The organism is Bacillus sp. PPSBB_2 (assembly GCF_045291115.1).
Lineage (GTDB): Bacteria > Bacillota > Bacilli > Bacillales > Bacillaceae_G > Bacillus_A > Bacillus_A cereus.
Window position 1 is genome coordinate 1,052,692 of the sequence record NZ_CP147983.1, and the last position, 11,097, is coordinate 1,063,788.

The window sequence follows — 11,097 nt, forward strand, 5'->3', positions numbered from 1 at the left end:
AACGAGGTGGACAAGACGTGATTATAGAGAAGCACGAAATTCAAATTGACCAAATTACTAGCGGTAAAGTGAATATCTTTACTTTCTATCGAAATAGAAAGCAAATTGATGATCATTTTTTACGATTGCAAGAACCATCGCTTACAGCAAACTACTTCTTCCATTTTCATTTTGATGCAGAGAGCTTGCATCTACTGCAGAAAGAGTTTCCGAGCGTATATCCGTACGACGGTAGTGAAACGATTCACGACTGGACGGAAAAGATGAAAGCTGAATTGCAACATCAGATCCAAACAGGTAAATGGAATAAACGCGTACGTATCGGTAATCGCATTCTAGATGTGGTGTTTACGTGGTGTGACGAAGATATAGTAGAGTGAAAAAGAAGCGGATGACGCTTCTTTTTTTAGCGCTGGAATAAAACGAGCTTACCTGCAGTAGATGTACAGCGATGTGTTTTTTCATACAATCCTTTTTCTTGTAAGATAGATTCACCTTTTGCTTTTGCTTCTTTTTCAGTTGCCGCCTCGAATGATTCGTCTAATGCTTTTGAACCATCTTTTTCAAAGACTGTTAGAACGTATACTCCCATGAAAATTCCCTCCAATAATTAAAATCAGAATCTTATAATTATTTTGACATAAAACGCTGCAATATGCAAAGAAATATATGACATTGCGTGGTAAAATAGAATGAAACTTTAATCATCGAGAATATTTTTATTCTCGATGATTATTAGTTTTCAGCGATTTTAATTTTGATAAAATGAAACTTTTGAAAGATAGGAAGGATCGTTATTTGTGAAACAAGTAAAGTTTATACATGCGGCTGATTTGCATTTGGATAGTCCGTTTAAAGGGATGGAGATGAATGTTGCGCAGTCTGTTTGGGAGAGAATGAAGCAAAGTACGTTTGAATCATTTGAGTGTATTGTTGATAAAGCAATTCAAGAGCGCGTTGATTTCGTATTACTAGCTGGGGATTTGTATGATGCGGAGACGAGAAGTTTGAGGGCGCAAGTGTTTGTGCGTGAGCAAATGAAGAGACTTTCGCAGTACGATATCCCTGTTTTTATTATTCACGGTAACCATGATCATTTAGGAGGAAGCTGGGCAGCAATTGAGTTTCCGGAAAATGTTCATGTATTTACTGAGCCTTATGTAGAAGAGAAATCATTTTATAAAAATGGTGAGCTATTAGCTTCTATTTATGGTTTTAGTTATTTGCAGCAAGCGGTAACGGATAATATGACAGCGCAGTATACGAAAATGAGTGATGCGCCTTTTCATATTGGCATGCTTCACGGAAGTGTGGAAGGAGATGCAGAGCATAATCGCTATGCACCGTTTCAAATTCGTGAGTTGAAAGAAAAACAGTTTGATTATTGGGCTCTTGGCCATATACATAAACGTGAAATTTTATCAGAAGAACCATGCATTATTTATCCAGGGAACATACAAGGTCGTCATCGTAAGGAAACAGGCGAGAAGGGTGCGTACCTTATTGAACTTACGAAACAAGGAACGCAGTGTTCATTTTTCCATACGGCAGATGTTGTATGGGATGAAATCGAAGTTTGTATTGATAGACTTGAAACTGTTGATGAACTTATGACGAGCCTATCTACTGCGATGAATGAATGCCGAAGAGAAGAGGAAGGTACGCTATTAACTGTCGTATTCACAGGACAAGGTCCACTTTCACCTTATTTGCGTGACGAAAAGCGCGTGGAAGAGATTTTTCACATTTTAGCATCTGGCGAAGAGCGAAAAGATTTTGTATATGCGATGAAGTGGAAAAATGAGACGGTTTCTTTTGCGGAAATCGAACGTTTGAAAGCGGAAAATCATTTCGTAGGTAGTGTGCTAAAGGAGTTAGAAGCTTTCAGCAATATGGACGGAGTATTGCGCACTATTTGGACATCTCCTGTAGCGCGTAATAGTATTGAATCTTTTACAGAAGAAGAGAAGAAAGAGATTCAAAAGGAAGCAGAAAATATTATTTTAGAGCAATTATTCCAGCAAGAGAGGGATAAAAAATGAGAATTGAAAAACTCCATATTTATGGGTACGGAAAATTAGAAAATGTGGAAATGGATCTTTCCTTGCTGACGGTGTTATATGGTGAAAATGAAGCGGGGAAATCGACAATTCGCTCATTTATGAAAAGTATTTTATTCGGTTTTCCGACGAGAGGACAGCGCCGTTATGAGCCGAAAGAAGGCGGGAAGTATGGCGGCGCGATGACTGTGCAAACAGGGCAGTACGGTCGTTTGAAAATTGAGCGATTGCCAAAGACGGCAGCTGGCGAGGTGACCGTTTATTTTGAAGACGGGAAAACGGGCGGAGAAGAAATTTTAAACGATATATTAAGCGGGATGAATGAAAGTTTATTTGAATCTGTCTTTTCATTTGATATGCATGGTCTTCAAAATATTCATCAGCTAGGCGAAGCGGATATTGGCAATTATTTATTTTCGGCAAGTGCAGTCGGAAGTGATGCGCTATTGCAGTTAGATAAAAAGCTAGAAAAAGAAATGGACCAGCGCTTCAAGCCGAGCGGGCGTAAACCAGAAATTAACGTGTCATTGCAAGAGATGAAGAAACTTGAAGAGAAGATGAAAGAGTGGCAAGGAAAAATTGGCACGTATGAAAAACAAGTAGAGCAGTTAAAAGAAAGTGAAGAGAAGCTTGCTTCTGTTCGCGGGGAAAAAGAGAGTGCAGAAAAACGAAAGCAAGATTATGAAATATTAGTAGCGCTTGAGCCACTCGTTATTGAAAAACGTGCGCATGAGAAAGTGTTAGAGAACGAGAGCGGGCAGTTTCCTGTAAACGGAATGGCGCGTTATGAAGCAATGAAGGCGAAAATGGAGCCGCTTCAGTTACAAGTTGATTCGCTCCACAAGAAAATCCAGACAGTGCAATCGGAAATTGCCTCGATTCAAATAGATGAAGAGTTTTTACAAAAAGAAAGTTATGTAGAAGAACTTCGTATGCAGCATATGTCTTACGAAAATGCACGCCAAGAAATGCGTGATATGAGCGGGAATATTACGAATATAAAAGAAGAACTGGCAGAACTAGAACAACAAATTGGTGCTACTTTTGAAAAGGAAACAGTTCTTTCATTTGATATGAGTTTGGCAACGAAAGAGTTAATTACGCAAACAGTGCAAAAGGCGCGCGAATTAGAAACGCAAAAAGCACAGCTCGATGATCGTTTTAAAGTAGCGCAAGAGCAATTAGAAGAACAAGAAGAAAATATAAGACAGATTAAGAAACAAATGTTAGTGGATGAAGAGAGAAATGTGTTAGTTGAGAAAGAGAAATCGTTCCAAGATGCGGCGTTTATCGGTATGGGCGCAGAGAGAATGAAGCGCAAGTATGAAGAGAAAGCAGGAGCAGCTAAGCAAAAGAAAAAGCAGTGGCAAAGAGTTTGTCTTCTGTTACTTCTTATTAACACAGGCGTTTTATTCACAAGCTTATTTATAGATAACCGAGCGCTCTTATTTATTAGTGTCATTGTTTTTGTAGGAATTGTTCTCGCTCTTGTTTTATATAAAGATCCATCAAATGGATTACAAGAAGAGCTCCTTACACTTCAGCAAAGTGCCGGCGGGAGACAAAGTGAAGAAGCGATGTCTGTACGCTATCAGTTAGAAAAAGATGAAGAGATACGTAAATTATTTGAGCGTGAGTCTTATAAGTTACAGCAGTTGGAGCGAGCGTATGATAAAGTCGTTTCATCGTATGAGGAATGGGAGAGAGAAACGTTCCAGGCGGGAGAACAAGTCGATGCATATAAAACGCGCTATATGTTTCCTGAATTTTATACGTATGCACACATATTGCCGGCGTTTGAGCGTATTGAAAAAATGCAGCAATTATATCGTGAATTAGAGAAACAAGGCACGCGAAAATCTTCATTATATGAAATGATTTCGCAATTTGAACATAAACTAGAAACTGTTATCGGTAGTGCGGAGTATAGTAAGCTACACGAGGCACAAAGCCGTATGCAAAATGAGAAAGAGAAGCGCCAAACTTGTAAGCAGTTAAAAGAAAAACTGGCGGAATGGCAAGAAGAATATGAGTTTATGCAAGAACAATTAAAGCAATTACTAATAGAACGAGATGGTTTATGGCATATTGCAGCGTCTACAGATGAAGAGATGTTTTTAGAAGCGGGTAAACTAGCGGAAAAACGTGAAGATGCAGAGAAACAAGTGGGGCGTTTATTACCGCAAATTGATCTGTTAGAACAGCGTTTAACGAGTTTATCATTAGCTGAACATTACGAAGCTGACGGTTATGACGGAAAATTAAAGCAAGAACTGACAGTCGTACAAAACTGTCTGGCGCAAGAGAAAGAACTGACAGAGCGTATTGCGAAACATCGTATGGAAATTGCGAATTTAGAAGAAGGTAGTACGTACGGTGATTTAATGCATGAATGGGAAATGAAAAAAGCGCAAGTGCGTGAACAAGTGAAGAAGTGGGCTGCTTATGCGGCCGCAAAAACGGTGTTAACGAAAACGAAGCAATATTATCATGAAGTACATCTTCCTCGTATTTTACAAAAGTCAGAAGAGTATTTCGTCTATTTAACAGGCGGACGATATAGTAAAATCTTTTCACCGTCAGAGTCAGAGCCGTTTATTGTAGAGCGTAACGATGGTATGCGTTTTTACAGTCATGAACTAAGCCAAGCGACAGCGGAGCAGTTATATTTATCGCTGAGATTTGCACTAGCAAAAACATTTGAGCATGATTATCCATTTATTATTGATGATAGTTTCGTGCACTTTGACGCGGTAAGGACGAATCGAACGATTGAACTTATAAAGGAAATTGCAAAGGATAGACAAGTCATATTCTTTACATGTCATGCGCATTTACTCGCGTATTTTACAGAAAAACAGATTATAAAATTAACACATATGCGTAAAGAAAATGAGTTGTAGTGTGCTATACTAAAAGTAACTGATTTGGTGGAGGAATTCGAATGAAAAAGAAAATTGCAGAGTATGAAGTTGGTGAACAAGTCGATATTTTCTTGTTAATTAAAACAGCGACAAAAGGTATCGCAAGCAATGGAAAGCCATTTTTAACAGTAATCTTACAAGATCCAAGTGGAGATATTGAAGCGAAGTTATGGGACGTATCACCAGAAGTTGAGAAACAATATGTAGCGGAAACAATCGTGAAAGTAGCTGGAGATATTTTAAACTACAAAGGACGTATTCAATTACGTGTGAAACAAATCCGTGTTGCGAATGAAAATGAAGTAACAGACATCTCAGACTTCGTAGAAAAAGCACCAGTGAAAAAAGAAGATATGGTTGAGAAAATTACGCAATACATATTTGAAATGAGAAACCCGAACATTCAACGTCTAACAAGACATTTATTAAATAAGCATCAAAACGAATTTTTAGACTATCCAGCAGCGACAAAGAACCATCACGAGTTCGTATCTGGACTAGCTTATCACGTCGTATCAATGCTTGATTTAGCGAAAGCTATCTCAAATCTATACCCATCGTTAGATAAAGACTTACTATATGCAGGCGTTATTTTACATGACCTTGGTAAAGTAATCGAACTATCTGGCCCAATTTCTACAACGTATACGTTAGAAGGAAATTTACTAGGCCACATTTCTATTATGGTGAACGAAATTGGTAAAGCGGCAGACGAATTGCAAATCGATGCAGAAGAAGTATTAATTCTTCAACACATCGTCCTTTCTCATCACGGAAAAGCAGAATGGGGTAGCCCAAAACCACCATTAGTAAAAGAAGCAGAAATTCTGCACTACATCGATAACTTAGATGCAAAAATGAACATGATGGACCGCGCATTAGGACGCACAAAACCAGGCGAATACACTGAGCGTGTCTTTGCTCTTGATAATCGTTCGTTTTATAAGCCGTCGTTCCAAACATATGGTGATAAGTGATTTTAGTGAACTTCTAAAAATGCTTGCTCACAATTTGCCCAAGAGATTTTAAAAACTCGTCATATTGGTTTATGGCATTTTCCTCCATAGATTTATTAATGTGAAGAGATAAGCGCTTCGCTGTCATGTCTATGGAGGGATGTCCTAAACGTTCTGATACTTGCCCCACTTTGTAATAAGTGGACAGCATGTGTATGTTGTATGTCTAAATCTGTGCAAGGTAATATATTTAAAATTACCTTTCTTGCTAGCTTCTAAAAGAAACTTTAGGCTTGCTGGGTGTAGCATGCAGGAATTATCTTCATGTGTAAACACGAAATTGTAATCTTTATAGTATTTTCCATTCTTTAGAACTTGTTTATTTTGCTCTATCCTCATTTTTTTTTAAAGAGATATAGTAAAGGGAGGCTAAAGAAGGTGTTCGTTTGCTACTTTTATTTTTAGGTGGATCGAATAAAATTTTTTCACTTCTTTTGGTATTGATTAATGTTTTATTAATGAATAGCTTCTGTTCCTCAAAATCTATATCTTCCCACTGGAGGACTAAACGTTCCACGATACGTAATCCTGTTCGAGAGAGAGACATAAATAGGGAGTAGTATTCGAATCCTTTTTTTAAAAGAACATAATTTAAGAATTGTTGTAATTCGTCTATGTCATAATATTTTATTTTATCATCCTTTGAGGTTACACTTGTCGTTCTTAATTTAATGTTGGATTAGGATTTTTTCTAAAATCCCAAGTTTGTTGACAGCTATATCTAAAGCATGATGCATTGTGACATTAATTGTTTCTACTGTTTTTTACTGTACTTTTCCATTAAATCATTAATAAATTTTTGAGATTTAATCCTGATTAAATCTTTTAACCTTAATTCTCCGAACACAGATAAAATATGAAGTCTAATGTTTTTCTGGTAGACCATATAAGTTTTGGGAGCTACATTATCTTTTTTGTAGGTATTTAACCATTCGTAAAGGTATTCGTTGAATGTTGTTTTAATATCCTTCATATTGCCCACCTGGTTGCAATTTTTCTTCTACTTTAACAGCAGCTAATTGAGCTTCCTTTTTGTTTTAAATCTACCTTTAGAGGGTTCTTTTTATTTTCCCATATCTTTGTATCTAATTCGATATTTCCATCTGTCTTTACGTTTTCTAAAACTAGCCATTGTAATCACTCCATTCTATAAAATCAAAACTAATTGTCGCTTCAATCGCAAGAAGGAAATGATCTTGTAGAACCAACTCTTCTACAGAAACAGATACACGTTCATCACGATGATTTTTTAAAGCACCCATCATAAAAAATCTCTCCTTTTCCTCTTTTTTATCAGTGTTGACACATAAAAAGAGGTTCAGACACAAAAACAGGCTGTGGAGAAGACTTTCTCCACAGCCTGTAAAAAAGAGAAGTTGTTTCACTCGTCTTTTTTTAAAATTATAGTTGTTTTATGTGTTCCTTAGAATCTAATGTTAGGTATGTTCTACAAATGACTAGATATAGAATAAAAATCGGAGAAAGCAACAATGGATTTGTTCCTGCTGCTATAAAAAATGAAATCAAACTGATTCCAAGCATTCTTCCAAGATCATCAGTTTTCATTAATTTAACAGAAACCACAAAAATATAGGAACAGAAAAGAATAAAATACAGTATACCAAATTGTCTAATTAAATTAAGGTGACTCACCTCTATAGCACTTGTAAACTCATTGATCCCGACGGTATAGAAAGTAGAACCTAGACCCATACCAAAAAGAAATGTAGTTGGAGTTCTGAAAATTTCAGTAAGTGCAGATTCAATATGCCCGAGTTTAATAGAAGTTGAAAATGAATCAGATGATAATTTGTCCGTAACATTACTGATATCTATTATCATTGAAAATAACAGTAAAAAAAGAAAACCAAGGAATAAAATTACGAAACTATTAACAAATTGTTTTTTGATAATACCATTAATCAACAGATAAAATGCTAGACCTAGTAAGGCAAATAAAATCACTCCTGTTGATGTTATTAGAAATATTGATGTCATAATAAGTAAAAACTTTATTTTCTTATCTTTTAAAAATAATAAGCTAATAGGAATTAATATCATTGTCCAGCGATAATACACATTAGGATAATTTGTATAAGATAGACCTCCTGGTGTTGGTGTTAATCCTATAAACCCGATACGAAAATCATTAGCCATAGTTTGTAAATTTAGAACGATGTCAAGTCGACCTAATAATATTAGACAATAAATTAATATGAATGTAAAAATAACAATTAAAGAACAGATAAATCCAGTTTTCTTGAAGGGTTTTATCAATTCATCCTTGGATTCAAGATTAATTAAAATCAAATATATAATCCAAATTGCAAATGAAGTTATTTCTCCTAGACTATTGACTAATGGAATATCATAGACAATGGCAGAATATGAAACAATCAATAATGGCAATATTAAAAATAGGAAGCCTTCAGTAATTAGGAAGTTCTTTGGAATTAAAATTTGGCCTTGTGCCATTTTTATTAATACATAAAAAGTGACTAAGGACAAAGCGGAGTATCTTATGCCAAATGCACCACCAAAATCTAAGATGAGACAAAATAGAAAGAACGCATATATCGTTTTATTGTTAATAGAAAATCTGTTACTTTTAAGAATCTCATTATTGACAGAAATATTATCACTACTTAATGAATGCATGTATATCATCACCCGATTTGAATATTTTTGTATCTATGTATCTAAAAAACTATTATACAAATAAATTCTATAAAAAAATATAAAAAAATGTAAAAAAGTTAAACGTTAAAAAAAAGCGAAATATATTTCGCTCCAAAATTTATGATCTATGCGATTTTCTTAAAGTGATTTTGTGGTTTATTAGAGAGTTTTTTTCCTAAAGAAATTGAAGGTTCTTCAATGAATTTGTACATAATGCTTGCAAGGCCAATTGAAATAAAAGGAACTGAAATTACAATAGCTGTTATAGGAAAAAATTCTTTTAATAGATAAATAGAAGATAAGAGAACGATAGGATGAATTAGGTACAAACTATAAGATATCTTCCCTAGGTAAACTAGTTTTGCATTTTTTAATGTGTTTTGTAATTTTACAGCGTTCAAAGCAAACATAAATAATATTAAAATAGCAATAGCAACACATAAATTAATGAATGTTCGTAAGGAAATGTAATAAATCCCGCCACTATTTTTGAGTGCCCCTAGTTCAGGGACGATCCATTCAATAGAATACATTAAAACTGCAAGGATAACGATGATTACTTTAGAAATTGAACTTTGTCGGTTATAAAAAACTTTTATCGAATCTTTGTACTTGGCAAAGATGGCACCAATAACAAAAAAAGAACAGTAGTAAAAAGTATCTCCAATTGATTTTAAAAGAAAGGATACGTCTTCTACTTTAATTACAAGTGACGCCATTATAAAAATGAACCATAAAGAATAAGTTGTTAATAAACCTATCATCAATGATTTTTTCCAATCGAATTTTAAAATAGGAATTATTACGAGAGGGAAGAAAATAGAGATTCTCATTTCATGCACCAAGCTCCACGTAACGGTATTGATATTATGTGTATCAAACCCTAACATTAACAAATGTGATAATGCAGTTTTGAAGGTTAGAGGGCTTGACCACATCCCGTTGAACCAGTCGCTTAGATGAGGAATTGGATTATCAACTTTTATTAAATTAAACAATGAAACAGATAAAAGCATAGTAATTATATAAGGTAAATAAATTCTACAAAATCTTTTAACTAAATAGTTTTGATATGTAGTAGTCTTGTTGTTTAGAAATGGTAAAGATAAAACAAAACCACTTAGTATAAAGAATAGTATTACAGATTCGCTCCCAGCCCACATAATGTGTAAGGGTGAGTTACTTAAGAATCGAACAATCAAGGAATTGATGGACTCATGGTTATAAGCTGCAAAAAATACTATAAATGTTAGTAAACAGTGATGTATAACGACTATTAACGCAGCTAAACCTCGTAATGAATCTAGTTCTTCATAACGTCTTGACATACGTAAACCTCCTAGGTGTATTATGAAATCAAATTATACAATAAAATGAATACTTTTTAAATATAAAGTGCAGGTGATTAGTAATATTAATTTTTTATAAAGTATAGTTTATATAGAGAAGGCGTAAATCGTCTCTCTTTTTATTTTTGTAAAGGGAATGAGAAAGGTGGAAGATGCAGAACAAGAAGACCGAGATAGTTTAATACTGCCAGCGGAAGAGGTAAGAGCAATGCTAATAAAATGGGAGCTAATATTATCGAAGTTTGAAAAGAGAAGGTTACAAGAGACGGTTCAACAATGGTTTTCCCGTATTCATAAGAGTAGTGATATAATTCCAATTTATGAGAAAGTTATATATGGAAAGGAAACTGCTTCAAGTGAGGAGTTACAGCTGATGCGGAAATGGATACATGAAAACGTAAGAAAAAGTTTATAAAAATAGGCTTAGCGTTGTAAAGCCACATTTTTATGACGCTATCCCATATAGAAATTCACCATTCTCCAGTCCAAAATGTTATGCAATAAAAATATCTCGAATTTGAGATAAACCTCTTGCTTTTTAATCACTTGAGGTGTAAAGTGATAATAACGAAAGCGGTTGAGTCATATGAAAAACATACACTCAGTTGTTTTCGATTAAAAAACAAAGTAACTTATTCAGTAAAAACTAAGATGAATTTACAAAAACATAATGAGAGGGTGTTGCAAAACTCATAAATATCCAAAAATGAATGCATAAAAAAATCCGTTTTCCTGGAAAAATGATAGTAACCGAAACTATCTCCAGAAAGGACGGATTTACTAGTATGATAACCAAATTTGATGAAAATCAATCCATTTTACAGATTTTATTTGCATACGTAGACAGTTTAACTATTGAAGGCGTTCCGCCTGTGACAGGTCGCCCACCAATCTGTAGAAAAGCCTTACTGAAATGCTTTTTCTTGAAAACTGTATTTCAAATTGACTCTTTACGCAAATTAACACGTTTTTTGCATCAATATCCTTCATTTCGTGTATCTTGTGGTTTATATTTCGTTCCTCACGTTTCTACTTTTTCACGTGTAGGTACTTGGTTTCGTGAAAAGGG

The 11,097-nt window shown here is 34.8% G+C and carries 11 protein-coding genes and 1 pseudogene; 6 read left to right on the top strand and 6 right to left on the bottom strand.

Translation table 11 applies throughout. From position 1 onward, the window contains the following. The first annotated feature begins 17 nt into the window (after positions 1-17). Complete coding sequence (locus tag V6946_RS05175; protein WP_000582785.1) at positions 18-380, top strand: hypothetical protein; 363 nt, start codon at positions 18-20, stop codon at positions 378-380. A gap of 26 nt (positions 381-406) precedes the next feature. Here the strand turns inward: V6946_RS05175 and V6946_RS05180 are convergent, their stop codons facing one another. Continuing rightward, entirely contained in the window at positions 407-592 is a 186-nt protein-coding gene (locus V6946_RS05180; protein WP_000539552.1) for a YhzD family protein, read from the bottom strand. Between the two features lie 208 nt (positions 593-800). On the opposite strand from V6946_RS05180, the gene V6946_RS05185 reads away from it, so the two are divergent. From V6946_RS05185 to yhaM, 3 genes are read left to right on the top strand one after another with little or no spacing between them, the layout of a single operon-like run. After that, positions 801-2,042: a DNA repair exonuclease gene (locus tag V6946_RS05185; protein ID WP_006924751.1), complete on the top strand. Its 1,242-nt coding sequence runs from the start codon at positions 801-803 to the stop codon at positions 2,040-2,042. Next, positions 2,039-4,963: an AAA family ATPase gene (locus V6946_RS05190; protein ID WP_006924752.1), complete on the top strand. Its 2,925-nt coding sequence runs from the start codon at positions 2,039-2,041 to the stop codon at positions 4,961-4,963. The genes V6946_RS05185 and V6946_RS05190 overlap by 4 nt, the downstream gene beginning before the upstream one ends. 41 nt (positions 4,964-5,004) lie before the next feature. Next, complete coding sequence (yhaM, locus tag V6946_RS05195) at positions 5,005-5,961, top strand: 3'-5' exoribonuclease YhaM (RefSeq protein WP_006924753.1); 957 nt, start codon at positions 5,005-5,007, stop codon at positions 5,959-5,961. A 358-nt stretch (positions 5,962-6,319) separates the two neighbouring features. Here yhaM and V6946_RS05200 read toward each other — a convergent pair whose 3' ends face one another. The 5 genes from V6946_RS05200 to V6946_RS05220 all read right to left on the bottom strand — a co-directional run bounded on the left by V6946_RS05200 (position 6,320) and on the right by V6946_RS05220 (position 10,007). Beyond that, positions 6,320-6,673 (bottom strand): tyrosine-type recombinase/integrase, encoded by a 354-nt coding sequence (locus V6946_RS05200; RefSeq protein WP_372584411.1) that lies wholly within the window; start codon positions 6,671-6,673, stop codon positions 6,320-6,322. Between the two features lie 81 nt (positions 6,674-6,754). Beyond that, positions 6,755-6,973, bottom strand: a complete 219-nt coding sequence (locus V6946_RS05205) for a hypothetical protein (RefSeq protein ID WP_231392301.1) — start codon at positions 6,971-6,973, stop codon at positions 6,755-6,757. Between the two features lie 151 nt (positions 6,974-7,124). Then, positions 7,125-7,265: a hypothetical protein gene (locus V6946_RS05210; protein WP_006924757.1), complete on the bottom strand. Its 141-nt coding sequence runs from the start codon at positions 7,263-7,265 to the stop codon at positions 7,125-7,127. Between the two features lie 136 nt (positions 7,266-7,401). Continuing rightward, complete coding sequence (locus V6946_RS05215; protein WP_366981796.1) at positions 7,402-8,658, bottom strand: hypothetical protein; 1,257 nt, start codon at positions 8,656-8,658, stop codon at positions 7,402-7,404. Between the two features lie 146 nt (positions 8,659-8,804). Further along, on the bottom strand, positions 8,805-10,007 hold the full coding sequence (locus V6946_RS05220) for an acyltransferase (RefSeq protein WP_006924766.1): 1,203 nt from the start codon (positions 10,005-10,007) through the stop codon (positions 8,805-8,807). 151 nt (positions 10,008-10,158) lie between these two features. On the opposite strand from V6946_RS05220, the pseudogene V6946_RS05225 reads away from it, so the two are divergent. Both V6946_RS05225 and V6946_RS05230 read left to right on the top strand, forming a co-directional pair. Further along, positions 10,159-10,443 (top strand): annotated as a pseudogene (locus V6946_RS05225) (hypothetical protein); the annotation flags it as partial. 370 nt (positions 10,444-10,813) lie between these two features. After that, the coding region (locus V6946_RS05230; RefSeq protein WP_406622057.1) for a transposase at positions 10,814-11,097 on the top strand (284 nt) is incomplete at its 3' end.